Genomic DNA, 26,184 nt, shown 5'->3' with positions numbered 1-26,184 from the left:
CTCGTCCGGATGTGCCGCTGCGCAGGTGAGATGCCGCACGGATCCTGGCCGTAGCCTGGCTCACGCCCTAAAATTGCAGGGTGCCCATCTATCTCGATCACGCAGCCACCTCGCCGATGCCCGCCGAGGTGCTCGAGGTGTACACGAAGGAGCTGGCCCGCCGGGCCAACCCCTCGGCCCTGCACGCGGTCGGACAGGCGGCACGGATGCGCATCGAAGAAGCACGCGAAGGAATCGCCCGCGCGGTCGGTGCGGCCACCTCGTCGGAGGTGATCTTCACCTCCGGAGGCACCGAGGCGGACAATTTCGCTCTCAAGGGCCTCTACCTCGCCCGCAACAACGGAACGTTCACGGAGCCTGCGCGCCCGCGGGTGCTGACGACGACGATCGAACATCCTGCGATCCTCGAGACCGTGGAGTGGCTGGAGCGCCTCGGCGCCGAAGCCGTCTACCTGGACGTCGACTCGGCAGGGCGTCTCGATCTGGACGCGGCGACCGCCGAACTGCGCCGCGAACCCGAACGCACCGCGCTCATCAGCGTGATGGCCGCGAACAACGAGATCGGCACTCTGCAGCCGATCGCCGAGATCGGTGAGATCGCCGCCGAACTCGGCATTCCCTTCCACATCGACGCCGTGCAGGCGCTCGGACAGATCCCGCTCGACTTCGCGGCACTCAAGGCGACGGCCATGACGATCACCGCGCACAAGATCGGCGGCCCCGTCGGCATCGGCGCACTCCTGCTCGACCGCGCAGCGAGCCCGACGCCCATCCTCCACGGCGGGGGACAGGAGCGCAGCGTGCGTTCGGGCACCCTCGATGTCGCCGGTGCCGTGGCTTTCGCCGCCGCCGTCGATCTCGTCACTGCCGACCTCGAGTCCCGGTCGGCCCGACTGTCGGGGCTGCGGGACCGCCTCATCGCGGGAATCGAATCGAGCATCGACGGTGCCGTGCTCTCCGGTCCGCGCGGAGCGGACCGCCTGCCGGCCAATGCCCACTTCACGTTCCCGGGCTGCGAAGGGGACTCGCTGCTGTTCGGTCTCGATGCCAGGGGATTGGCCACCTCGACGGGATCGGCCTGCTCTGCCGGTGTCTCCCGTCCCTCCCATGTGCTCCTGGCCTGCGGGATGGATGAGGACAGCGCCCGCACCACCCAGCGCTTCACGCTCGGTCACGACACGACCGAATCCGATGTCGATGCCCTGCTCACGGCCCTTCCCGAGGTCGTCGACCAGGCACGCCGAGCCGGGATGGTTTCGGCAACACCCCGATGGATGCAAGGAGCATCATGAGAGTACTCGTCGCCATGTCCGGCGGAGTCGATTCCTCCGTCGCAGCCGCCCGTGCCGTCGACGCCGGACACGAAGTCGTCGGCGTTCACCTCGCCCTGTCCCGGATGCCCGGGACCCTGCGCACCGGATCGCGCGGCTGCTGCACGATCGAAGACTCCCGCGACGCCCACCGGGTGGCGGGAATGCTCGACATCCCCTTCTACGTCTGGGACTTCTCCGAGAGGTTCAAGGAAGACATCGTCGATGACTTCATCGCCGAATACGCCGCCGGACGCACCCCGAACCCGTGCATGCGCTGCAATGAGCGCATCAAGTTCGCCGCCCTCCTCGACCGGGCCCTGGCGCTCGGCTTCGACGCCATCGCCACCGGCCACTACGCCGAGGTGCTGCGTGACGACGAGGGCCGGCCCGAACTCCACCGCGGTGAGGATCTGGCCAAGGACCAGTCCTACGTCCTCGGTGTGCTCACCTCCGACCAGCTCGAGCACTGCTACTTCCCGATCGGTGCGACGGCGTCGAAGGCCGAAGTGCGCGCCGAGGCGGCCGAGCGCGGATTCTCCGTAGCGAACAAGCCCGACTCCTACGACATCTGCTTCATCCCCGACGGGGACACGAAGGCCTGGCTGGCCGATAAGATCCCGATGCGACCCGGACTCATCAAGGACTCCGAAGGCGAAGTGCTTGGGCGTCACGACGGAGCGATGACGTATACGATCGGTCAGCGCAAGGGCCTCGGCATCGAGAAGCCTGCCGCGGACGGCAAGCCGCGCTTCGTCACCGGCCTCGACCCGGCCACGAACACCGTCACCGTCGGGTCGCGCGCCGACCTCGCGGTCTCGCATCTGACCGGAATCCGCACCTCCTGGGCCGGAGCGGCCCCCTCGGACATGGGTTCGACTCCGGAGACCGGGATCGACTGCGAAGTGCAGATCCGTGCCCACGCCGATCCGGTGCCGGCCCGTGCGTGGCTCGGCGAATTCGTCGCCGAGGCGCCCGAACACGAAGTCAACCCCATCGTCGACGAGGTCGAGGTGCCTGCCGCACGTCCGGCCGGGCAGCTCATGCACGTCGACGTCGATGAGGAGCTGTCCGGAGTGGCCCCGGGCCAGACCATGGTCATCTACCGCGGCACCCGTGTCCTCGGCCAGGCCACCATCGACTCCACGGCCAAGGACCGCATCACCCCGGCACCCGAATTCGCCGGTGCCTGAGCCGCTTCACCTCACTGAAGCGACGGCCCCGGGACCGATGTCGGTCACTGGCGATACTCTGGGGGCATGAAGGAAAGTCCCCAAGATGTCGTCACGGCACCTTATGGAACCTGGTCCTCACCTCTGGGCGCCGCCGAGGTGGCCGCCGGTGCCGCTCCGATCTTCGACGCCGCCTTCAGGGGAGACGAGATCTTCTATTCGACGAAGATCCCCGCCGAGAAAGCCCGCACCGGGCTCGTCCGCACCTCACTGTCGCGTCCGGGAGAGCGTGAGCAGGTCATTCCGACCGGGTTCAACATCCGCTCCGCCGTCCACGAATACGGTGGCGCCTCGTGGGCTCTCGACCAGAACAGCGAAGTCATCTACTTCGTCAACGCCGCAGATCAGCGCGTCTGGCAGATCATTCCCGGGCGAGCCCCGCATGCCCTGACCCCGGACACCTCGGGGCGGATCCGCTACGGAGATCTGCACATGAGTCCGTGGGGACTGCTGTGCGTGCGCGAGGACTGCCGGTCCACCCGTCGTGAACGCGCGATTGTGCTGCTGACCAAGCACGGGACGACGAATGTGCTCTCGACCCACTCTCATTTCATGGCCTGGCCCAGACTCTCACCCGACGGCAGCAGCTTGGCATTCATCGGCTGGGAGCACCCGAACATGCCCTGGGACGGAACGACCCTGTGGCTGGTCGATGTGCGCACGCCGGCCACCCCTGCGGTCGCCGTGCTCAGCGGCGACGGCGTCGAAAGGCCACGCAGAGCCGATCCGGGCATGCCGAGCCCGACCGATCCGGGCATCTCCCTGCTCCAGCCGGAGTTCACCTCCGATTCCTCCCTCCACGTCATCTCCGACCATCACGGGCACTGGTCGTTATACGGGCTCGACATCGACCCCGTCGCCTCGCGTCCCCTGGTCACCGACGACCGTCAGACGCCGGCGCCCGAAAGAATCGGATTCGACCGGCTGCGACCGGTCATCGACACCGGCGAGGAGATCGGTGGTGCCCTCTGGCAGCTGGGCACGCGGTGGCACCTCAACGACGGGGATGAGGTGTGGGCGCATTCTCAGGCGGCCACCGCGACGCTCGTGCGCTGCCGCCTCACCCCCTCCGATACAACGCTGGGTCCTTCCGACACGGCCTGGGAGACCATCGACACGACGGGGGAGACCTTCGGCACGATCGAACTCCTCGACCTCGGACGCACACACCTGCTGCTGACGGCGAAATCGACAAGGCGCCCCGGAGTCCTCTATGCCGTCGACCGGGTGACCGGACTGTTCACCGAGATCGCAAGCGAACGCCTCGACACCCACCAGGGCTATTACTCCCGCCCGCAGGTCGGCGAGCTCGGGGGAGTGCCCGTCGTCATCCACCCGCCCCACAACCCGCGCTTCGCAGCTCCCGTCGACGAACTCCCGCCCTTCGTGGTCTCGATCCACGGCGGACCGACGGGACAGGCGACTCCGGAGATGACGGCCCGCACGAGCTTCTTCACCTCCCAGGGCATCGGCGTCCTCGAGGTCAACTACGGCGGGTCGACCGGATTCGGTCGCGCCTGGCGTGACCGGCTGCGCGGCGGGTGGGGAGTCGTCGACGTCGAGGACACCGTCGCCGCCGTCAACGGACTCATCGCAGCCGAACTCGCCGATCCGAATCGCATCGCCATCTCCGGAGCCTCCTCGGGCGGGTGGACGGTGCTGTCCGCCCTGGCCTCGACGAACGTGTTCGCCTGCGGCACCTCGTATTTCGGGGTGACTGACCTCATGCGCTTCGTCGTCGACACCCACGACTTCGAATCCCACTACATCGACGGCCTCGTCGGACCCTGGCCCGCAGCCCAGGACGAATACATCACTCGGTCGCCGATCCGCCGGACCAGCGATATCACGGTGCCCGTGGCCGTCATGCAAGGCGACCGCGACCCGATCGTCCCACCCTCACAGGCCCAGGAATTCGTCGATACACTCGAACTGGCCGGAGTGGAGTACATTTACCGTCTGTACAAGGGCGAATCCCACGGCTTCGTCCGCGCCGAAACCATCATCGATTCCCTGGAAAGCGAGTTCGGATTCTATGTCGACGTCTTCGGAATCCCCCGCGCCCACCAGCATGGCTGAACCCCGATCTTCCGACCGCGAAAGCTCCGACCGCGACCGTCCCGGTGCCACCTCCACCGAGGCGGCCGCCCCCGATGTCCCGATGTCCGTTCTGCCCGCCGCCACGACCACGGGAATCTGGCTGCCCGGAGCCCGCGATCCGCACCGCGGCTATATCGCGACCAGTCCGGTCCGGGAGGCTGCGGCCTCCGGTTTCGACATCCTCGCCGACCAGCTTCCGCCGGTACCCCTGACCGCTCACCAATCCGAGGGCAGATGGGGCGCCGACGCCATCGGTCGCGCCGTCGGCCTGCTCACCGAACTCCACGTCGACCGCACATCCTACGGATGGCGCCTGACCGCCTCGGCGGGCAAAGACGAACGGCTCGAGGACTCGGCATTGATCGAAGCCTTCGACGCGATCGCCGAATACGGTGGGTCCCGGCCCGGGCAGGTCCAGATCAGCCTGCCGGGACCGTGGTCGCTCGTGACCGCGTTGAGCCTGAGCTCCGGCGCTCGTGTGCTCGGCGACTATGGGGCACGCCGCGACGTCGTCCAGGCCTACGCCTTCGGCATCGCCGCCTTCACCGACCGCATCGCGAGCCTGGGTATGCAGCCGACCGTCCGCCTCGTCGAATCCCGCCTGAACCCGGTCCTCACCGGCACCTGGCCGACGGTGTCCGGGTGGGCGAGCCTGCCCGCCATCAGCGAAACCCAGGTGTGGGCGGCGCTCGAATCCACGCTGCGCCACCTCCCGCCCACCGTGCTCGCCCTGCCGGACCTCGATTCTTTGAACCTGCAGGGCAAGGAGATTCCCGCCGCCGAGGCGGTCCGCCGCACCGGCGCCCGATCCGTGTCAGTGCCGTTGGCTAGCCTGAGACCACACAGCTGGGAGCAGCTGGCGATCCTCGCCGAGGCGGGGCTCGGCACCTGGATCCACCTGCCGGCAGCGGCCGGTGTGCGATCGGACGCGGTCAACCACTGGTGCGAACGGATCCGCATCCCGTGGTCGCGCATCGGCATGGGGGTCGCGAGTCTGCGCGAATTCGGGATCATCGCCGGACCCGAACTGCCGCTGACCTACCCGCCGCTGCTGGAGGACCAGCCGGGGATCGGACCCGAGCACAATCGGGGAACCATGACCATCGCCGCCGGTCTGCGGCGGGCTCTTGAGGAGATCGAATGACCACGACACCGGAGAACGCCGACTCGTCGACGCCCGAGCATCAGACCTCGGATTCGACCACACCCGACCTGCAGGGCGTCGACCTCACCGACGCGACCGCTCGCGCTCAGGCCCATGCTCAGCTGACCGAGAGGATCGAGGAGCTGCGGGCCGCCTACTATCAGGACTCCCTGCTCGTCTCCGATGCGGAATACGACGAACTCGTCCATCGCCTCGAAGACCTCGAGGCGCAGTTCCCCGAACTCGTCACCGACTCCTCGCCGACGCAGACCGTCGGCGGCGTCGTCGACACCTCGACCTTCGACCCGGTCGAACACATCGGTCCGATGTACAGCCTCGACAACGTCTTCGACTACGACGAACTGCGTGCCTGGTACGAACGGGTGCGGTCGGCCACCTCGGTGAAGTCGAAGTTCCTGTGCGAACTCAAGATCGACGGCCTCGCCGTCAATCTGCTCTACCAGAACGGCGAACTCGTGCGGGCGGCGACCCGCGGCGACGGACGCATCGGTGAGGACATCACCGCGAACGTGCGCACGATCTCCGATATCCCGCACCGCCTCGACACCGAGCACCCGCCGGCCGAGGTCGAGATCCGCGGTGAGGTGTTCTTCCCCGTCGAGGACTTCGCCGAACTCAACGCCTCCCTCGTCGCCGAGGGCAAGGCCCCGTTCGCGAACCCGCGGAACTCCGCGGCCGGTTCGCTGCGGCAGAAGGACCCGGCCGTCACCGCACGCCGGCCCCTGCACATGCTCGTCCACGGAATCGCCGTGTGGACACCGGCCGATGATTCGCATCCGGAGCCTGCTCACCAGTCCGAGGTCTACGAGCAGTTCCGGTCGTGGGGTCTGCCGATCAGCGACTACTTCAAGGTCCTCGCCACCGTCGACGAGATCGAAGACTTCATCTCCTATTACGGCGAACACCGTCACGATGTCACCCACGAGATCGACGGAATCGTCATCAAGATCGACGATATCGCCGTGCAGGAGACGATGGGCTATACGTCTCGCGCACCGAGGTGGGCGACGGCCTTCAAATACCCGCCAGAGGAAGTCACGACGAAGCTCATCGACATCCAGGTGCAGGTGGGTCGGACCGGGCGCGTGACCCCATTCGCCGTGATGGAACCGGTCACCGTGGCCGGATCGACCGTCGAGCGGGCGACCCTGCACAACGGGTACGAGGTCAAACGCAAGGGCGTGCTCATCGGCGACACCGTCACCCTGCGCAAGGGCGGAGACGTCATCCCCGAGGTGCTCGGCCCGGTCGCGGCGCTGCGGGACGGATCCGAGCACGAATTCGTCATGCCCACCCACTGCCCGTCCTGCGGGACCGAGCTCGGTGAGCAGAAGGAGGGCGACAAGGACCTGCGGTGCCCGAATTCTCGATCGTGCCCGGCGCAGCTGGCCAACCGCATCTTCTACTTGGCCTCCCGCGCGGCCTTCGACATCGAAGCTCTCGGCGAGGAGGCTGCACTGGCGCTGACGGCGCCGGCCGAACCGGACACGCCCCCGCTGACGTCGGAGGCCTTCCTCTTCGACCTCACCCCGGAGGATCTGGGCGATGTCAAGATCTGGCGGAACAAGAAGTCCAAGGGAGTGGAGACCGGTGAGCGAGAGCTTGTCCCGTATTTCTACACCCGGGGAACCGCGAAGAAGCCGAGCGCCCCGAGCGCGAACACGAAGAAGCTCTTCGACGAGCTGGAGAAGGCGAAGGATCAGGATCTGTGGCGGGTGCTCGTCGCCTTGTCGATCCGCCACGTCGGACCGACCGCGGCACGGACCCTGGCCGCGAAGTTCCGGACCCTTGAGGCCATCCGTGAGGCAAGCCTCGAGGAGCTGTCGGCCGTCGAGAGCATCGGTCCGACGATCGCCCAGAGCATCCGCGATTGGTTCGAGATCGACTGGCACGTCGAGATCGTCGAGACCTGGGCGGCCGCCGGGGTGCGGATGGAAGACGACGAGGTCGAGGCCGCCGCGCAGACCCTTGAGGGGCTGACGATCGTGGCGACCGGTTCGCTGAGTTCGTTCACCCGCGATGGCATCAAGGAGGCGATCCTCGGTGCCGGCGGCAAGGCGGCGGGATCGGTCTCGAAGAAGACCGATTATGTCGTCGCCGGTGAGAATGCCGGGTCGAAGTTGGAGAAGGCGGAGTCGCTGGGCGTGCCCGTCCTCGACGAGGACCAGTTCAGGGTTCTGTTGGAGACCGGCAGCCTCGACTGAGGTGTGCCCTGGCCTCGTGCCTGGTCCCTGGTGCCTCGCTGCAGGAGGGAATACATCCCGGTTCCGGGAGGTTCCATGGTGTGGCTGTGATTCGTTCGTGACCGAACTCGAAGTCGGGGTTCAGACTCAGCCAAGCTCAGAGACAGCTTCGAGTGGAAGAGTGTGGGACATGAGATGGATCCCCAAAATCCTCGCCGGAACCTGCGTGGTCGTCGCCGCGGCACTGACCGCGGTGCCGGTGACGGCAGGCCTGGCGGACCTGGTGCTGGGGCCGGGACCGAACAGCACCAAACGCAATGCTCAGCCGGCACTGACCTCGATGCGCACCCCGGCCGCTCCTGTCACCGCGCGGACCGAGGAGTCGACGATTGCGTTCGACGGCATCTCGACGGACGCGCACGAGGTCATCGAAGGCACCATCGTCGACGATTCTGCGGTCGGCGCATTCTCAGCCGGCACGGACCTCGTCGCCGCCACCGCGGCCGACGCCCGGACCCGCATCGCCGATCTCGCCGCCGACCTCCAGGCCGGAGTCTCGGCCGGAGAATTCACCCAGGCCGACGCCGACCGCGTCGTGGCCGACATGGCCGGATACATCCACGGCACCCGCACCTGGCCCGAACGCCTCCCCGCCTAATAATTACTACCTGACGGCGGCCCAGCAACCTCGCGCGAGGTTGCTGGGCCGCCGTCAGGTAGTTCTGGGGGAAGGTCACAGCGCAACGGCGGGGGCGGGTCGGCTGAAGAGACTAGACTGGTGGCGAGTGAAAACGACGATGAAAGGCAGGGAATGACGGAGTCTTCCGCAATCACCCCCGAACAGGTGGAGCATCTGGCTTCACTGTCTCGGATCGCCATGAGCGAAGATGAGCTGAAATCGCTCGCCGGTGATCTGAGCACAATTCTGGGAAACGTCGCCAGGGTCAACGAAGTGGCCGGCGACGATGTGCCCGCAACCAGTCACCCCATCCCGCTGACGAACGTCATGCGCCCCGACGTCGTGGGCGAGACGCTCTCCAGCGAACAGGCACTGGCCTCGGCCCCGGCCGCCGAGGACGACAAGTTCCTCGTCCCGCAGATCCTCGGGGAGGAATGAGATGACTGAACTGACGAACAAGAGCGCCCTCGAACTCGCCGCAGGACTGAAATCCGGCGAGTTCTCCTCCGTCGACGTCACACAGGCGCACCTCGACCGCATCGCCTCCACCGAGGATGACTTCAACTCCTTCATCACCGTCACCGACGAGCTCGCTCTGGAGACCGCAAAGGCCGTCGACGCCAAGCGCTCCGCCGGTGAGGACCTCCACGCCCTCGCCGGTGTTCCGGTGGCGCTGAAAGACCTCGTCGTCACCGAAGGCACGCGTACGACCGCAGGGTCGAAGATGCTCGAGAACTGGGTTCCGCCCTACGAATCGACTGTGCACAACAAGGTCAAGGCCGCCGGTCTGCCGGTGCTCGGCAAGACCAACCTCGACGAATTCGCCATGGGTTCGACGACCGAGCACTCGGCCTTCGGCAACACCCGCAACCCGTGGAACCTCGACCACGTGCCCGGAGGATCGTCGGGAGGTGCGGCCGCAGCGCTGGCCGGATTCCAGGCCCCGCTGTCCGTGGGCACCGACACCGGCGGATCCGTCCGTCAGCCCGCCGCGTTCACCGGAACCGTCGGCGTCAAGCCGACCTACGGGTCGATCTCGCGCTTCGGCATCATCGCCATGGCCTCGAGCCTCGACCAGGTCGGACCGATGGGCCGCAACGTCGCCGACGCCGCCGCCCTGCACGAATTGCTGGCCGGACATGATCCACTCGACTCGACCTCGCTGCCCGATGAGGTCGGCGGATTCCTGAGCGCTGCCCAGACCAGCGAGCTCAAGGGCAAGAAGCTCGGCGTCATCAAGCAGCTGGCCGGTGAGGGATACCAGGACGGAGTCCGCACCGCGTTCACGGCAGCGCTGGAAACCGCTGCCGCTGCCGGAGCCGAGATCGTCGAGGTCGACTGCCCGTCGATCTCCTACGCCCTCGACGCCTACTACCTCATCATGCCCTCCGAGGTGTCTTCGAACCTCGCTCGCTATGACGGCATGCGCTACGGCCTGCGCGTCGAACCGGAATCCGGTCCCGTCACCGCCGAGACCGTCATGTCGGCCACTCGTGCCGCAGGCTTCGGATCGGAGGTCAAGCGCCGCATCATCCTCGGCACCTACGCTCTGTCGGCCGGCTACTACGATGCCTACTACGGTTCGGCGCAGAAGATCCGCACCCTGGTCCAGAACGACTTCGCGAAGGCATTCGCAGCCTGCGACGTCCTCGTGTCCCCGACGACCCCGACGACCGCACTGAAGTTCGGTGCGGAGAAGGCGGCTGACCCGATGGCCCTCTACCTCGGCGACGTGGCGACGATCCCGGCGAACCTCGCCGGCATCCCCGGACTGTCCCTGCCCGCGGGCCTGGCCGATGGTCTGCCGGTCGGCTTCCAGATCCTGGCTCCGGCCCGTGAGGACATCAAGCTCTACGAGGTGGCCGGACCCTTGGAAGCCGCACTCGAATCCGCCGGCGGACGCGTGCTCGACACTCTCGCGGAAGGACTGAACGCCAAGTGAAATACGAAGACGCGATCAAGAAATACGATCCGGTCATCGGCATCGAGGTCCACGTCGAACTCGGCACCGCGACCAAGATGTTCGACGCCGCCCCCAACACCTTCGGCGGGGGACCGAACACCAACGTGACCCCCACCTCCCTCGGGCTGCCCGGGTCCCTGCCCGTGGTCAACGAGAAGGGTGTGGAGTACGCGATCAAGATCGGTCTGGCGCTCGGCTGCGAGATCGCCGAAACCTGCCGGTTCGCCCGCAAGAACTACTTCTACCCGGACGTGCCCAAGGACTTCCAGACCAGCCAGTCCGATGAGCCGATCGCGGCCGAAGGCCAGGTCGAGGTCGAGCTCGAGGACGGCACCATCGTGACCGTCCCCGTCGAGCGCGCCCACATGGAGGAAGACGCCGGCAAGAACACCCACGTGGGTGGGGCCACCGGCCGCATCCAGGGCGCCGACCATTCCCTCGTCGACTACAACCGCGCCGGTGTGCCGCTCGTGGAGATCGTCACCCACCCGATCACCGGGACAGGGGAACGGGCCGCCGAGGTGGCCGCCGCCTATGTGCGGACCCTTCGTGACATCTTCCGCGCCCTCGACGTCTCCGAAGCCCGCATGGAACAGGGCAACGTCCGCGCCGACGTCAACGTGTCCCTGCGGGAGCGCCCCGAGGCACCGCTGGGCACCCGCACGGAGACGAAGAACGTCAACTCCTTCCGCTCGATCGAACGCGCCGTGCGCTTCGAGATCGCCCGCCAGGCGACCCTCCTCGAGGCGGGGGAGAAGGTCGTCCAGGAGACCCGTCACTTCCACGAGGAGACCGGAGAGACCTCCTCGGGGCGTCCGAAGTCCGACGCCGACGACTACCGCTACTTCCCCGAGCCCGACCTCGTCCCGCTGCAGCCGTCCCGCGAATGGGTCGAGGAGCTGCGGGCGAGCCTGCCCGAGCTGCCGGCGCAGAAGCGGCGCCGCCTCCTCGGGGAATGGAAGTTCTCCGACCTGGAGATGCGCGACATCGTCAACGCCGGACTCCTCGAAGCCATCGAGGACACCGTCACCGCTGGTGCGAAGCCCGCAGCGGCACGCAAGTGGTGGACCGGTGAGGTCGCACGCCTGGCCAACCAGGAGGACAAACACCCCACCGAGATCATCACACCCGCCCAGGTGGCAGGACTCGTCGATCTCATCAACGAGGGCAAGCTCAACGACAAGCTGGCCAAGGATGTGCTCACCGGAGTCATCGCCGGCGAAGGCGAGCCCGCCGAGGTGATGAAGGCCCGCGACCTCGAAATCGTCGAGGACACCGGTGCACTCGAAGCCGCCGTCGAGGAGGCCATCGCGGCCAACCCCGATGTGGTCGAGAAGATCAAGGGCGGGAAGATGCAGGCCATCGGAGCGCTCATGGGTCCGATCATGAAGGCCACCCGCGGGCAGGCCGATGCCGGAAAGGCCAAGGACCTCATCCTCGCCAAGTTGGGCGTCTGAGTACAGGTCCGACTCCGATCTTGGTCGACGGCGGCGCCTGACAGTGCCGAGCAGGACTCAGGATTGATCCAGCCACACCCTCTAGACTGTGCGTCCAAGGGAACCGACCGGTTTCCCGAGCACAGCGGAGGGTGTGGCTGTTCGCATTCCCCGCAGCCGATGGCCCGCAGGGACAGGGCCGAGTGCGTGACCCACACGCGTGGAGGTGAAGCGGTGTCTGAGTGGAAATCGCTGTGGAAGAGCGAATGCGGGAAGTCCGCGCCGATCTATCGGGTGCTCGTGCCCGACAGCGTCAACGAGGCGGTGCTGCGAGCCTGGAGTGCCCGCGGATACCGCTACACGGCCGGAGCCCCGAGCGCGATCATGCTCACCGGTGGGATGAGCCGGAACTTCTTCCGCTCCAGCGTCCTGTTCAAGGGCGGCACTGCCGCCGGCACCGCCGTGACCGCGGGATTCGCGGCTCCCGGGGGACTGGCTCTGGTCTCGGGATTCGCCGACGCCGCACTGACCTTCGGCGGAATGGGTGCGGCTACCGCCCTGGGCACCGGAATCTTCGCCGCCGTCACCGGGCCCAAGTACCTGCGTGACCCGAAGCGACTGAGTCGGAAGAACCGGCGCAAGGTCGCCGGCGCCCAGTGGGTGACTCCGGCCAGTCTCGGCTATCTGCCGGGGCGCAAGGAAGGCCGGGACACCGACGAACAGCGTCTGTTCCATCTCGCGGTCACGATCGCTCGCAAGATCGTGCACACCCGTGCCTGGACCCACCCGATACTCAAAGACCACGTCTCCCGCGTCGACCTCGACCATGCCGTGGCCTCCATCGGAGTGCGGCTGCAGGAACTCGTCAGCCTGCGCGAGGAGATCGAAGGCATCCGCGATGCGGGAACCGCGAAGTCGGTGGAGACCTATCTGTCGAAGCTGGCCGTCGCATTCTCGTCGATGGCCCGCCGGGTGGAGTCGATGCACGAATACTACGAGCGGCTGCTCGAACTCGATCAGCAGCTGATGCTGCTGCACAACTCCGAACGCTCCCGCGAGCTCGGCGATCGAGTGCTCGATGTGCTGTCTCGCACCGCAGCCGATGATTCCGCCGATTGGCAGTTCAGGGAGCTGCGCATCGATGCGGATTCGCAGTCGTCGATCATCTCCGGACTCGTCGCCGAACTCGACCAGACTGCCGATGATTTCGACGACTTCGACACCCGGCTCGCCGCGGCTCAGAAGTCCGTGGACGAACTCGAAGCCTGAGCTCGCCCCCGGCTCAGTGACCGAAAGGGTCGGGGTCGACTCCCGGCATCCATGACTGGCCCGGCTGGTTATAGCCGTGAGCCTCCTGGGCTTTCTTCCACTTCTTCGACCACCGCTTGTCGAGACGGTCGACGTAGAGGGTTCCCTGCAGGTGGTCGTATTCGTGCTGCATGATGCGCGCGAACCACCCGTCAGCGCTCAGGGTCACCGGTTCGCCTTTCTCATCGAAGCCGTTGACGGTGACCCTGTCGGCACGTTTGAGGGGGAAATCGAGACTCGGCACCGACAGGCATCCTTCGGTCTCATCGTCGGGATCAGGACGGGTATCGGGAACCTTCGAGGCAATGAGCACGGGATTGACGAAGGTGCCGCGACGACGCACACCATAGTCATCGTCGGCGTTGAACACGAAGATGGACTTGCCGACACCGATCTGCGGTGCGGCCAGTCCGACACCGTTGCTGGCGTCGAGCGTCTCGTGCATGTCTGCGACGAGTTCGGCAAGGTCCTCGTCGAACTCGGTGATCTTCTCGGCACGACGATGCAGAACGGGCTCGCCGTAGACGACGATGGGATGAATAGCCATGGGGACAATCGTATCGGTCACCTGAGACCGTCTCAGACTCCGCCCGATCGCAGCGCTCGGGCGCGATCTCGGGGGAGGGCCGCCTCGGTGACCGTGTCCACCGATTGCTCAGCGGTTGATCGTATCCCGCGCTCGATCGAGTGGATGGATATGCGGCCATCTCGGGTATGTGATAGGGGCCGTCATAAAGTTTCGCCCCCAGCGAACACAGATTGTTGAGCAACATATCTGGGAACACGTTCAAGGTCGGCGTGGTTATGATGAGGGCAAGCCGTCTCGGACCACGAGATGCAAGCTGTCGCTCCACCCGTTCAGGTGCACGTCCGCCGAACGGCGAGTGGCCGCCGACGGCGGTGCACAAAGAATCGTGAAAGGACTTACTTTGACCATCTTCAACAACGTCTCCGAACTCGTCGGCCGCACGCCGCTGGTGCGCATCAACAAGGCCAGTGACCGGTCGGGCGCCGAGATCGTGGCGAAGCTCGAATCCTCGAACCCCGGCAACTCCGTCAAGGACCGCATCGGCGTGGCGATGATCGACGCCGCCGAGAAGTCCGGCGAACTCAAGCCCGGCGGAACCATCGTTGAGGCGACTTCGGGCAATACCGGCATTGCGCTGGCCATGGTCGGCACCTCCCGCGGCTACAAGGTCGTCCTCACGATGCCCGAATCGATGTCGAAGGAGCGCCGTGCTCTGCTGCGCGCCTTCGGAGCCGAGCTCGTCCTCACCGACAAGGCTGCGGGTATGAAAGGTGCCGTGGCGAAGGCGGAAGAGGTCGCCGCCGAGGGGGCCGTGCTCGTCCGTCAGTTCGAGAACAGAGCCAATGCTGAGATCCATAAGGCCACGACCGGCCCCGAGATCCTCGCCGACACCGATAACAAGGTCGACATCTTCGTTGCCGGCATCGGCACCGGCGGCACCATCTCCGGCGCAGGCGCCGCTCTGCGTGAGGCGCTGCCTGAGGTCAAGATCGTCGCCGTCGAACCCTCCGCCTCGCCGCTGCTGACCGAGGGCACTGCCGGACCGCATGCCATCCAGGGTCTGGGTGCGAACTTCGTGCCGGGCATCCTCAACACTGAGATCTACGACGAGGTCGTCGACATCGACAACGAGGTCGCCATCGAGCGGGCCCGCGAGGTCGCCAAGGAAGAGGGTCTGCTCGTCGGAATCTCTTCGGGTGCTGCCCTTGCTGCGGCTGAGCAGGTCGCTTCGCGCCCCGAGAACGCCGGCAAGCGCATCGTCGTCGTCCTCCCCGACTTCGGCGAGCGCTACCTGTCGACACCGCTGTTCTCGGAATACCTCGACTGAGCGCGAGTGAACAGCGTGAGGGCGTCAGACTTCGGTTTGGCGCCCTCGCTGTCTGAGACGTTCCCTGTCGGAGGGTCGCGGGAATTCTTCCGACCGGATCCGACTTGCACGAGATAGACCGAGACGACTGAGCAAGGGAGTCAATGATGAAGGCACTGTGGGCAGTGGCCGCGGCAGCTGCGGGGGCGGCCGCCTTTGGGCTGAGCCGACCCGGTGTGCGCGAGTCGCTGAGAGAAGACCTCGAGACGGTGAAGCGACGCGATCCGGCGGCGCGCAATGATTTCGTCTCCCTGGTCTCCTACCCCGGGATGCATGCCATCTGGGCGCACCGCGGACTCCACCGGTTGTGGCAGCACGATGCCGCAAAGGTTCCGGCGCGACTGATGTCCCAGCTCGTGCGGACGCTGACCGGGGTGGAGATCCACCCAGGGGCCAGGATCGGGCGTCGCTTCTTCATCGACCACGCCAACGGAGTCGTCATCGGGGAGACCTCGGAAGTCGGCGACGATGTCATGCTCTACCATCAGGTCACCCTCGGCGGTACGTCGATGGCACAGACGAAGCGCCACCCGACGATCGGCAACCACGTGCTCGTCGGAGCCGGGGCGAAGATCCTCGGCCCCGTCGTCGTCGGCGACAACTCCGCGGTCGGAGCCAACGCCGTCGTCGTCAAGGACGTGCCGGCCGACTCGAGCGCTGTCGGCATCCCCGCGACCGTGCGCTCGAAGAAGAAGGACGGCGCCGCTTCGGCGAAGGCGGGAGCCGAGTCGTCGACGACGCACCCGGATTTCGTCCTCGAGGATCCGGCCCTCTGGATCTGAGTCCACCGCCGCGGCCATGCTCCGGTTCGCTGCTGTGCTCAGCGAACCGGTCTCGGCGAACAGACACGAAAAGCGGTTCCTGCCTACGGGCGGGAGCCGCTTTTCGTGCATTGTTGGGGCGATCCACGGTGAAAATCGGGCTGGAAACACCGTGGATCGACCCGGCAATCGACCGTTTGCGGTCATGGCCTCGCGTCCCACCCAGGTGACCGCTCTGGGGCCGGGAATACTTTCGCGACCACTTCTGTTAAGATTTCAACTAGTTACTTCAAAATTGAAGTTAGTTCAATCAGTTGGGCGGCCGCGAGAACCGCAGCAGCCCAGATGCAGGAGGCGTCATGGAATTCGGAATCTTCACCATCGGCGATGTCACCACCGACCCCACCGACGGCACCACCGTCAGCGAACACCAGCGGATCAAGAACACCGTCGAGATCGCCAAGAAGGCCGAGGAGGTCGGACTCGACGTCTTCGCCACCGGGCAGCACCACAACCCGCCCTTCGTGGCCCCGGCGAACCCGCCGGTCCTTCTGGCCAACATCGCCGCACAGACGGAGAAGCTCGAACTCTCGACGGCGACCACGCTCATCACCACGACCGATCCCGTGCGCATCGCCGAAGACTACTCGTACGCGCAGCACCTCTCCGACGGTCGCATCAGCCTGATCATGGGCCGCGGCAACACCGGCCCCGTCTATCCGTGGTTCGGCAAGGACATCCGTGCCGGCATCCCGCTGGCGGTCGAGAACTACAACCTGCTCTACCGTCTGTGGCGTGAGAAGAACCTTGACTGGGAAGGCAAGTTCCGCACACCGCTCAACGGCTTCACCGTCACCCCGACCCCACTGGACGAAGTGCCGCCGTTCGTCTGGCACGGATCGATCCGCAGCCCCGAGATCGCCGAACAGGCCGCCTACTACGGCGACGGGTTCTTCCACAACAACATCTTCTGGCCGACCTCGCACACCGCGCGGATGGTTCAGCTCTACCGTCAGCGCTATGAGTACTACGGCCACGGCACGGCCAGCCAGGCGATCGTCGGCCTCGGCGGTCAGGTATTCATGCGCAAGAACTCCCAGGACGCCGTCCGCGAGTTCCGTCCCTACTTCGACAACGCCCCGGTCTACGGCCACGGGCCCAGCCTCGAGGACTTCTCGACGCAGACTCCGCTGACTGTCGGTTCGCCGCAGCAGGTCATCGAGCGCACCCTGAGCTTCCGGGACTGGGCTGGGGACTACCAGCGCCAGCTCTTCCTCATCGATCATGCGGGACTGCCGCAGAAGACGGTGCTCGAACAGCTCGACCTCCTCGGCGAAGAGGTCATCCCCGTCCTCCGCGAGGAGTTCGCGAAGGGCCGCCCGGCCGACGTCCCCGACGCTCCCACCCACGAATCCCTCGTCATCCGCCATCGCGAAGGCCGGGACCCGATCCCCGGCGGCGGAGAAGGTTCCCGCGCCTTCGAGGACCGTCAGGCACGCGCCGCCGAAGCGGCCCAGAATCCGACACAGGAAGGAGCCGACCGCTCATGAGCACGAACACGATGAACATCGTGGCCGTGACCACCTCCCTGAGCGAGGACTCGACCACGCTCAAGCTCACGAACCGGATCCTCGGTCAGACCGCCTCGGCGGGGGAATCGGTGGGCATCGACGTGACCACGGACGTCATCAACGTCCGCAGCCTCGCCACCGCGCTCACGGATATGACCCTGACCGGGTTCCGCTCCGAAGCGTTGGAGCAGGCCTTCGCGACCATCGCCGCCGCCGATGCGATCGTCACCGTCGCACCGGTGTACAAGGCAGCCCCCGTCGGCCTGCACACCCTGTTCTGGCAGCTCGTCGACGACAGGGCGCTGAGCCGCAAGCCCGTGCTCATCGCCTCCACCGGCGGCACTGCCCGCCATTCGCTGGCCGGGGACGCGGTGCTGCGGCCGATGCTGTCCTGCCTCAAGGGCATCGTCGTGCCCACCACGGTGTTCGCCGCGACCGACGACTGGGGAACCGTCGAAGGCGGCCGTGCGCTGACCGCCCGGATCCGTCAGGCGGGGGAGGAACTCGTGTCCCTGACCGCAGCGATCATCGGCGCCGGAAACGACGACCTCGCCGAGGTGGCCGACCCCGATTCGCACGCAGGTGCAGGGGCGGGCGCGACCCGGGGCACCTCCTCGGCGAATCGCGGAATCGTCGACGAATTCGACCCCGCGAACGTCACCCCGTTCGCGCAGCTGCTCGAGGGCTGAGATGACGGAGATCAGATTCGGGCTCGGCAGGGAGGCGCTGGCGCAGAACGCGTGGCGGACCTATTTCGAGACCTCGCAGCGCCTCCGTCAGGCCCTCGAGGTCCAGCTCAAGGACGATGCAGGGCTCGACGTCAGCGACTACAACACTCTGCTCCTGCTGTGGGAGGCGCCGGAGCGGACGCTGACGATGAGTGCCCTGGCGAAGAAGCTCGTCTTCTCGCCGTCGCGGCTGAACTATCGGATCAAGGTCCTCGTCGACGCGGGACTGGTGACGAAGACCCAGTGTCTCGATGACGGGCGTGCCCACAATGTCGCTCTCACCGAGGCGGGGGCGCGGGCATTCCTGTCCGCCGGGTCCCAGCACAAGAGCTATGTCGACGAGATCTTCTTCGATCATGTCAGCGATGCCGAACTCGAGGTGATCGAGGCCGTCTTCACTCGGATCGGAAGAGCGCTGCCCGAGTGACGAGGCCCGTCATCTCAGAGTGACGAATCCCTCGGCACCGGGCCTGGCCGCGTGCCACAATGAGGGCATGTCCATCACCACAATCGCCTTCCCGAACTCCGAGCTCCGCAACCGTGTGATCGCTCGGATCCCCGCTCACCAGCGCGCGAACGTCGACCTCGTCGTCTTCTCCGATTCCGAACGGTCGGCCAAGCTCAGTCGTGACGATGTCGATGTCGTCATCCTGCCGTACATGGATTCCGGGCCGACGATCGAGCTGCTCGACGAGCTGCCCAACCTGCGCATGGTCATCACTCAGACGACCGGATTCGATCCCGTCGCCCACCTGCCCGAACGCGGAATCCAGGTGGCGACCGCCTCCGGCGTGCACACCGGGGGCACCGCCGAGCTCGCCCTGGCGCTGACCCTGGCCAGCCTGCGCGGAATCGATGACGCCGTGCGCTCGCAGGTCTCGCGGGTATGGGAGCACCAGCGTCACCGCTCGCTGCAGGACCGGCGGGTGATGATCATCGGCGTCGGCGAGATCGGCTCGGCCATCGCCGACCGCTTCGACCCCTTCGAAGTCCAGCTCACCCGAGTGGCCTCGACCGCACGTGAGGACGAGCGCGGGAAGATCCACGGCGTCGACGAGCTGCCGGAACTACTGCCCCACACCGAGGTGGTCGTGCTCATCACCCCGCTCAACGAGGGCACCCACCGCCTCGTCGACGAGAAGTTCCTCAGCCAGCTTCCCGACAATGCGCTCATCGTCAACGTCGCCCGCGGCAAGGTCGTCGACACGGAGGCGCTTGTGGCGGAACTCGCCGCGGGCCGGCTCCATGCCGCCCTCGACGTCACCGATCCGGAGCCGCTGCCGCGCAACCACGCGCTGTGGGGCACCCCGAACACCCTCATCACACCCCATGTCGGAGGCGACACCTCGGCGTTCGAACCACGGGTCGTGAAGATCCTCGCCGAGCAGGTCAGGCGGATCAACGACGGTGAGCAGCCGGTCAATCTCATCAAGGCCTGAGATGCCGTGAGCTGGGGCCCGAGGCGCAGCGAATCGCGGGCCTGCATCGCCGGCAATAGGTCACGCGAATCTGACCTAAGCAGGGCCGGAACATGTCCCCGCGGTCGGACTCTCGCATGGTTCCCACGAGAGGTTCCACCATGCGAGAGTCCGGCATGCGGATGCTGAAATCGGGCGTAGCATGCCTGCATGAGCATCGATACAGACAACACCACTCCCGACATCAAACCCCGTTCTCGCGATGTCACGGACGGCCTCGAGGCCACCGCCGCACGCGGCATGCTGCGCGCCGTCGGCATGGGCGACGACGACTGGGTGAAGCCGCAGGTCGCGATCGCGACCTCGTGGAATGAGATCACCCCCTGCAACATGTCGCTGCAGCGTCTCGGTTCGGCCGCCAAGGAAGGCGTCCACGAGGCCGGTGGCTTCCCGCTGGAATTCGGCACCATCTCCGTCTCGGACGGAATCTCGATGGGCCACGAGGGAATGCACTACTCGCTGGTCTCCCGCGAGGTCATCACCGACTCCGTGGAAACCGTGATGAGCGCCGAACGACTCGACGGCTCCGTGCTCATGGCCGGCTGCGACAAGTCGATCCCCGGAATGCTCATGGCCTCCGCCCGCCTCGGGCTCTCGAGCGTCTTCCTCTACAACGGTTCGATCATGCCCGGAACCGCGAAAATGGAGGACGGCTCGGAGAGGGAAGTCACCCTCATCGACGCCTTCGAAGCCGTCGGCGCCTGCCGTGCGGGCACCATGTCCCAGAAGGACGTCGACGCCATCGAGCGCGCCGTCTGCCCCGGTGAGGGTGCCTGCGGCGGAATGTACACCGCGAACACGATGGCCTCGGCCGCCGAGGCCATGGGCATGTCCCTGCCGGGCTCGGCTGCTCCGCCGGCCATCCACCGCAACCGCACGATGTTCGCTCGCAAGTCCGGTGAGGCTGTTGTCAACATGCTGCGCCAGGGCATCACCACGAAGGACATCATCACCCGCGAATCGCTGCACAACGCGATCGCCGTGGTCATGGCCTTCGGCGGTTCGACGAACGCGGTCCTCCACCTGCTGGCCATCGCGCACGAAGCCGGCGTGGAGCTGCAGCTCGATGACTTCAACCGCATCGGCGACAAGGTTCCGCACCTGGGCAACGTCAAGCCCTTCGGACAGTACGTGATGAACGACGTCTTCAAGATCGGCGGCGTGCCCGTGATCATGAAGGCTCTCCTCGATGCCGGTCTGCTCAACGGCGACTGCCTGACCGTGACCGGCAAGACCGTGGCCGAGAACCTTGAGTCGATCAACCCGCCAGACCCGGACGGGAAGATCCTGCGCGCGCTCAACAACCCGATCCACGCCACCGGCGGCCTCACCGTGCTGCAGGGATCGTTGGCTCCCGAGGGTGCGGTCGTGAAGTCCGCGGGCTTCGACGCCGATGTCTTCGAGGGCACCGCTCGCGTCTTCGACCAGGAGCAGCCGGCCATGGACGCCGTGCTCAATGGAGAACTGAAGAAGGGCGACGTCGTCGTCATCCGCTATGAAGGACCCAAAGGCGGACCCGGAATGCGCGAGATGCTCGCGATCACCGGCGCCATCAAGGGCGCGGGCATCGGCAAGGACGTCCTGCTGCTCACCGACGGTCGCTTCTCCGGCGGTTCGACCGGCCTGTGCATCGGCCACATCGCCCCCGAGGCAGTCGACGGCGGTCCGATCGCGCTCGTCGAGGACGGTGACAAGATCACCGTCGATATCGCGGCCCGCTCGATCGAGCTCCACGTCGACGAGGAGGTGCTGGCCGAGCGTCGCAAGACCTGGACGCTGCCCGAGAACCACCGCCTCACCGGTGTGCTCGGCAAGTACGCGAAGCTCGTGCAGTCGGCATCGAAGGGCGCGGTCTGCTTCTGATCCAGTTCAAGGTCCGTTGCTGATTCCGCTCGCCTTCGGGTGACGCTCAGCGATACGGAACGGTTCCACCATCGCCGAGGCGGTGCAGACATCACGTCTGCACCGCCTCGGCGATTTCGGTGGGGAACGTTCCTGAGGACAGCACGGACCGTTCCGACCCGGCGACACGAGACTACAGTTACCGAAAAGTTACTTCGGCGTGTCGCGCGGAATTCCGGGGGACACGGAGCCTTGTCGCAATCAATACTGCAAGGGAAGTTTGTGCAACAGGTCACATGGAGATACAGTGCGAATTACGTTCAGTCTTCTGTGATGAACCATTGATGATTCACTCATAGTGGCTGATCAGAGGAAAATTCGCGCAAAGGAACCTTGATCGTTGATGATTCGCACCGCTTACCCGATTCGCCGTGAGATCTACTCCCAGCTGCCGGGTCCCATGCACCATTCCTCGACGTCCAGTGAGGCCCGGCTGATCCCTGTGTCGTAGTCGGCGCCATGGGAAAGTACGTCCTGCGGCGGTTCATCAACTACTTCATCCTCGCGTTCATAGCGACGGTCACCGCCTACATCACCTCCAGCTCATTCATGGATCCGGCCTCCCGGTACCGTGGCCAGAATCCGCCGCTGTCAGAAGATTCGATTCGGTCCATCCTCAACGGCCACGGCACGAACCCCGAAGTCCCGATCCTCGAGAGGACCTGGCACTGGCTGACGAACATCTTCCTCCATGGTGATTTCGGCACGACGGTCCACAACTCGCCTGTGCTGCAGGAGATCCTCGTTCGGGCAGGTGTCAGCCTCAAGCTCCTGCTCATCGGATCGATCATCGGAGCCATCCTCGGTGTGATCCTCGGCGTCTGGGGAGCCGTCAAGCAGTACAAGGCATCCGACCAGGTCGTGACCTACGCGTCCTACCTCATCATCGCCACTCCGACATTCGTCATCGGCGTGATCCTCATGATCATCGCCACCGGATTCAACAATGCACTCGGCACGACCCTCATCCGCTTCTCGGGTGACTACTCGGCGAATATCGACCCTGGCTTCATCCCGTGGTTCACCGACCAGGTGTCACATATGCTGCTGCCGACCCTGGCGCTCGTGCTCATGGGCGCCGCGACGTACTCGCGCTACCAGCGTTCGGTCATGCTCGACGTGCTTGCATCGGACTTCATTCGCACCGCCAGGTCCAAAGGGCGCACCCGCAGAACCGCGTTGGTCAAGCACGGCGTGCGCGTCGCACTCATCCCGATGTCGACGTACTTCGCCTACGCGTTCGGCACCCTGGTCGCCGGCTCCTCGATGCTCGAGGTCGTCTTCTCATGGAACGGCATGGGCCAGTTCACCATCAACTCGATCCTGCAGTCCGATATCAACGCGGCCGCAGGCTCCGTTCTCTTCGTCGCAGTGCTCACGCTCCTGGCCTCGACCCTGTCCGAGGTGCTCTATGCCGCACTCGACCCGAGAGTGAGGATCTGACATGGCAACAGATATTCCGATCTCCACAGAGCCCGACACCGAGGTGGTGACGAAGCGTTCGAAGCCGACCTCTCGGGCGATGCTCATCTGGCGCCGCCTGCGCTCGACCCCGCGGTTCTGGGTCGGCGGGATCCTACTCGCATTCTTCGTTCTCTTCGCTCTGTTCGGCAATACCATCAACATCTATTCGCCGACCGACCAGGATGTCTTCGCACTCAATGAGGGCCCGAGCGCCCAGCACTGGTTCGGTACGAACACGATCGGCCAGGACATCTACGCTCAGACCGTCGTGGGACTTCAGAAATCCCTGCTCATCGGCATCATCGCCGGACCGTGTGCGAGCATTCTGGCCGCCATCATCGGTTCGACGGCAGGCTATTTCGGTGGTCGCGTCGAGACGATCATCGTCTGGTTCATCAACCTTCTGCTCGTACTGCCGTCCTTCTTCATCCTTGTGCTCATGGCGCCTCTGCTGAGGCAGCTGTCGTGGACGGCCATCGTCGTCTTCCTCGTGCTCTTCGGTTGGATGATCATGGCTCAAGTCGTGCGCAACCAGACCAAGGCGATCAAGGACCGCGACTTCGTCCGAGCCGCCCGCTATATGGGGGTTTCGACTCCGAAGATCCTCAGCCGTCACATCATTCCCAACGTGGCCTCGATTCTCATCGTCGATGCGACGCTCGGCGTCGTCTCCGCGATCCTTGCCGAGACCTCCCTGAGCTACTTCAATCTGGGCATTCAGAAACCCGACGTGTCGATCGGCACACTGCTGGCCGAAGGCTCCGGAGCGGCGGCCACACGTCCCTGGCTGTTCGTCTTCCCCGCAGGGGTGCTTGTGCTCATGCTCTTCGCGATCAGTCTCATGGCCGATGCCCTGCGGGATGCGATCGATCCGACCTCAGGAGTCAACCGTGACTGAAACCCTTGACATCGACCTCGCCCCCGTCACCGCGGCAGAACCCATCCTTGAGGTCAGAGACCTGACGGTGACCTTCCCCAACCCCAAGGGCGACGTTCAAGCAGTGCGCGGGGTCAACTACGAGGTCAGACCGGGCGAATTCCTCGGCATCGTCGGCGAATCCGGGTCAGGCAAATCCGTGTCATCGATGGCTGTGATGGGTCTGCTTCCCTCCACCGCTCAGATCGCCGGCTCCATCCGGTATCGCGGGCAGTCTCTTCTCGACATGAACGACCACCAGATGTCGAAGCTGCGTGGCCGCGAGATCGCCATGGTCTTCCAAGATCCGCTGTCGGCACTGACTCCCGTCTATACGATCGGAGAACAGATCTCCGAGGGTCTGATCATCCATGACCCGAGCCTGTCGAAAGAGGCGGCGAACGACCGGGCGATCGAACTGCTCAGAATCGTCGGCATCCCAGGGGCGGAACGGCGGGTGAAGTCATACCCCCACGAGTTCTCCGGAGGCATGCGGCAGCGAGCCATGATCGCCATTGCGATCGCCAACGATCCGGATCTCATCATCGCCGACGAGCCGACGACGGCATTGGACGTGACGATTCAGGCTCAGATCCTCGACGTGCTGCAGAAGGCACGCGAGATCACCGGTGCCGCGATCGTGCTGATCACTCACGACCTCGGTGTAGTGGCCGGAAACGCCGACCGAATCGCTGTCATGTACGCCGGCCGCCTCGTCGAGACCGGGGGAGTGGAGCAGGTCTTCCACAGCCCGCAGATGCCCTATACGACAGGACTGCTGCGTTCGGTGCCGAACCTTGCCACAGCGGGAACCCAGAGACTCGTTCCGCTCGAGGGCAAACCGCCGTCGCTGTCGAATCTTGCGCCGGGGTGCCCATTCGCACCGCGTTGTCCGATCGCGGTCGACAGATGTCGCGAGGTCGAGCCCGAACTCGTCGAACACGGAATCGCCGGCGTGCAGGCCGCCTGCCATCGTGCCGACGAGATCGCCCGGGGCGATCTGGAAGCCAAGGACATCTACCCGCGCCCCGACCCGGTGGCGACTCGGGTGAAAGACGACGCAGCCCCGAACATCCTTGAAGTCACCGGTCTGCAGAAGCACTTCCCTCTGCTCAAGGGTGCCGTGTTCAAGCGACAGATCGGCACGGTGAAAGCCGTCGACGGAATCGATCTCGAGATCAAGGCCGGCCAGACCCTCGGACTGGTGGGCGAGTCGGGCTGCGGGAAGTCGACGACGATCGGTGAAGTCCTGGAGATGGTCGCTCCGCAGAAGGGACGGCTGGTCATCAACGGCATCGATGTCGCGGACCTGAACAAGCGTGAACGTCTGGCCATGCGCAAAGACGTCCAGGTCGTCTTCCAGGATCCGATGGCCGCAATCGACCCGCGGCTGCCGGTCGGCGAAGTGATCGCCGAACCGCTGACCGTGCACAAAGTGCCGGCTCAGGAGCGCAACGACAAGGTTGCCGAGATGCTCGAACTCGTCGGCCTCGACGCGTCGATGGCCGAACGCTATCCGCATGAGTTCTCCGGTGGGCAGCGTCAGCGCATCGGCATCGCTCGGGCCTTGGTGACGAACCCGAAGCTGCTCGTCCTCGACGAACCCGTCTCGGCTCTCGACGTCTCAGTCCAAGCAGGTGTCATCAACCTGCTGGAAGACCTGCGTGACACCTTGGGACTGTCCTATCTGTTCGTCGCTCACGACCTCGCGGTCGTCCGACAGATATCGGACTATGTCGCCGTGATGTATCTCGGTCGGATCGTCGAGTACGGCGAATCCGACGCGCTCTATCGGCAGCCGCGGCACCCCTATACACGTGCACTGATGTCAGCGATCCCCGTTCCCGACCCAGAAATCGAACGGTCTCGGGAACGGGTGCTGCTCACCGGAGATCTGCCGAGCCCGACCGATGAGATCTCCGGCTGCAACTTCCGCACCAGGTGCCCGCTGTTCAACCTGCTGCCGGACGGGGACAGGCAAATGTGCCTGACCGATGACCCCCGTCCGCGGTCACTGGAAGGCGACCTCGTCGCCTGCCACCATGCGGAGCGGATCACGGAGCTCGACACCGCGACCTGAAGCCGCACCCATA

General features: G+C 65.5%; 21 protein-coding genes. 20 read left to right on the top strand and 1 reads right to left on the bottom strand.

Features of this window, described 5'->3' with window-relative positions:
• The first annotated feature begins 80 nt into the window (after window positions 1-80).
• The 10 genes from AC239G_RS12945 (at window position 81) to AC239G_RS12900 (ending at window position 13,337) form a co-directional block, all read left to right on the top strand.
• Window positions 81-1,292 carry a cysteine desulfurase family protein gene (locus tag AC239G_RS12945; RefSeq protein WP_181271631.1) on the top strand — a complete coding sequence of 404 codons (1,212 nt, stop codon included), beginning with the start codon at window positions 81-83 and terminating at the stop codon, window positions 1,290-1,292.
• Window positions 1,289-2,503, top strand: coding sequence for a tRNA 2-thiouridine(34) synthase MnmA (gene mnmA / locus AC239G_RS12940; protein ID WP_139468898.1), 1,215 nt, complete (start codon window positions 1,289-1,291; stop codon window positions 2,501-2,503). Before AC239G_RS12945 ends, mnmA begins: the two co-directional genes overlap by 4 nt.
• A 66-nt stretch (window positions 2,504-2,569) precedes the next feature.
• Window positions 2,570-4,621: a S9 family peptidase gene (locus AC239G_RS12935; RefSeq protein WP_376906782.1), complete on the top strand. Its 2,052-nt coding sequence runs from the start codon at window positions 2,570-2,572 to the stop codon at window positions 4,619-4,621.
• Window positions 4,614-5,786 (top strand): uroporphyrinogen decarboxylase/cobalamine-independent methonine synthase family protein, encoded by a 1,173-nt coding sequence (locus tag AC239G_RS12930; RefSeq protein ID WP_487489017.1) that lies wholly within the window; start codon window positions 4,614-4,616, stop codon window positions 5,784-5,786. Before AC239G_RS12935 ends, AC239G_RS12930 begins: the two co-directional genes overlap by 8 nt.
• Window positions 5,783-8,011 carry an NAD-dependent DNA ligase LigA gene (gene ligA / locus AC239G_RS12925; protein ID WP_487489016.1) on the top strand — a complete coding sequence of 743 codons (2,229 nt, stop codon included), beginning with the start codon at window positions 5,783-5,785 and terminating at the stop codon, window positions 8,009-8,011. The genes AC239G_RS12930 and ligA overlap by 4 nt, the downstream gene beginning before the upstream one ends.
• 169 nt (window positions 8,012-8,180) lie before the next feature.
• A complete protein-coding gene (locus AC239G_RS12920) occupies window positions 8,181-8,648 on the top strand; it encodes a hypothetical protein (protein WP_259357842.1) in 468 nt (155 codons plus the stop codon).
• Between the two features lie 153 nt (window positions 8,649-8,801).
• Complete coding sequence (gene gatC / locus AC239G_RS12915; RefSeq protein WP_062862017.1) at window positions 8,802-9,107, top strand: Asp-tRNA(Asn)/Glu-tRNA(Gln) amidotransferase subunit GatC; 306 nt, start codon at window positions 8,802-8,804, stop codon at window positions 9,105-9,107.
• A gap of 1 nt (window position 9,108) precedes the next feature.
• Entirely contained in the window at window positions 9,109-10,611 is a 1,503-nt protein-coding gene (gene gatA, locus AC239G_RS12910) for an Asp-tRNA(Asn)/Glu-tRNA(Gln) amidotransferase subunit GatA (protein ID WP_487489015.1), read from the top strand.
• On the top strand, window positions 10,608-12,089 hold the full coding sequence (gatB, locus tag AC239G_RS12905; protein WP_482400507.1) for an Asp-tRNA(Asn)/Glu-tRNA(Gln) amidotransferase subunit GatB: 1,482 nt from the start codon (window positions 10,608-10,610) through the stop codon (window positions 12,087-12,089). The genes gatA and gatB overlap by 4 nt, the downstream gene beginning before the upstream one ends.
• 213 nt (window positions 12,090-12,302) lie before the next feature.
• The gene (locus AC239G_RS12900) at window positions 12,303-13,337 is read left to right on the top strand and encodes a hypothetical protein (RefSeq protein ID WP_434590590.1); all 1,035 of its coding nucleotides are present in this window, start codon (window positions 12,303-12,305) and stop codon (window positions 13,335-13,337) included.
• Between the two features lie 13 nt (window positions 13,338-13,350).
• Here AC239G_RS12900 and def read toward each other — a convergent pair whose 3' ends face one another.
• Entirely contained in the window at window positions 13,351-13,923 is a 573-nt protein-coding gene (def, locus tag AC239G_RS12895; protein ID WP_139468891.1) for a peptide deformylase, read from the bottom strand.
• Window positions 13,924-14,305: 382 nt separating this feature from the next.
• On the opposite strand from def, the gene cysK reads away from it, so the two are divergent.
• The 10 genes from cysK to AC239G_RS12845 all read left to right on the top strand — a co-directional run bounded on the left by cysK (window position 14,306) and on the right by AC239G_RS12845 (window position 26,171).
• Complete coding sequence (gene cysK / locus AC239G_RS12890; protein WP_482400506.1) at window positions 14,306-15,232, top strand: cysteine synthase A; 927 nt, start codon at window positions 14,306-14,308, stop codon at window positions 15,230-15,232.
• A 146-nt stretch (window positions 15,233-15,378) separates the two neighbouring features.
• A complete protein-coding gene (epsC, locus tag AC239G_RS12885; protein WP_139468959.1) occupies window positions 15,379-16,053 on the top strand; it encodes a serine O-acetyltransferase EpsC in 675 nt (224 codons plus the stop codon).
• Window positions 16,054-16,391: 338 nt separating this feature from the next.
• A complete protein-coding gene (locus AC239G_RS12880; protein WP_139468889.1) occupies window positions 16,392-17,582 on the top strand; it encodes an LLM class flavin-dependent oxidoreductase in 1,191 nt (396 codons plus the stop codon).
• Complete coding sequence (locus AC239G_RS12875; RefSeq protein ID WP_487489014.1) at window positions 17,579-18,292, top strand: NAD(P)H-dependent oxidoreductase; 714 nt, start codon at window positions 17,579-17,581, stop codon at window positions 18,290-18,292. The genes AC239G_RS12880 and AC239G_RS12875 overlap by 4 nt, the downstream gene beginning before the upstream one ends.
• Window position 18,293: 1 nt before the next feature.
• Complete coding sequence (locus tag AC239G_RS12870) at window positions 18,294-18,758, top strand: MarR family winged helix-turn-helix transcriptional regulator (RefSeq protein WP_139468888.1); 465 nt, start codon at window positions 18,294-18,296, stop codon at window positions 18,756-18,758.
• A gap of 67 nt (window positions 18,759-18,825) precedes the next feature.
• On the top strand, window positions 18,826-19,770 hold the full coding sequence (locus tag AC239G_RS12865) for a 2-hydroxyacid dehydrogenase (protein WP_487489013.1): 945 nt from the start codon (window positions 18,826-18,828) through the stop codon (window positions 19,768-19,770).
• A gap of 189 nt (window positions 19,771-19,959) precedes the next feature.
• Window positions 19,960-21,672, top strand: a complete 1,713-nt coding sequence (gene ilvD / locus AC239G_RS12860; RefSeq protein WP_487489012.1) for a dihydroxy-acid dehydratase — start codon at window positions 19,960-19,962, stop codon at window positions 21,670-21,672.
• A 498-nt stretch (window positions 21,673-22,170) separates the two neighbouring features.
• A complete protein-coding gene (locus tag AC239G_RS12855) occupies window positions 22,171-23,154 on the top strand; it encodes an ABC transporter permease (protein WP_139468885.1) in 984 nt (327 codons plus the stop codon).
• Window position 23,155: 1 nt separating this feature from the next.
• Window positions 23,156-24,073 carry an ABC transporter permease gene (locus AC239G_RS12850; RefSeq protein WP_139468884.1) on the top strand — a complete coding sequence of 306 codons (918 nt, stop codon included), beginning with the start codon at window positions 23,156-23,158 and terminating at the stop codon, window positions 24,071-24,073.
• Window positions 24,066-26,171, top strand: a complete 2,106-nt coding sequence (locus tag AC239G_RS12845) for an ABC transporter ATP-binding protein (RefSeq protein ID WP_248283985.1) — start codon at window positions 24,066-24,068, stop codon at window positions 26,169-26,171. Before AC239G_RS12850 ends, AC239G_RS12845 begins: the two co-directional genes overlap by 8 nt.
• The last annotated feature ends 13 nt before the right edge of the window (window positions 26,172-26,184 follow it).

It is taken from the genome of Brevibacterium sp. Lmc1 (assembly GCF_057654315.1).
Note: the sequence above shows the minus strand (reverse complement) of the source record. Positions and strands in the feature narration are given on the sequence as shown.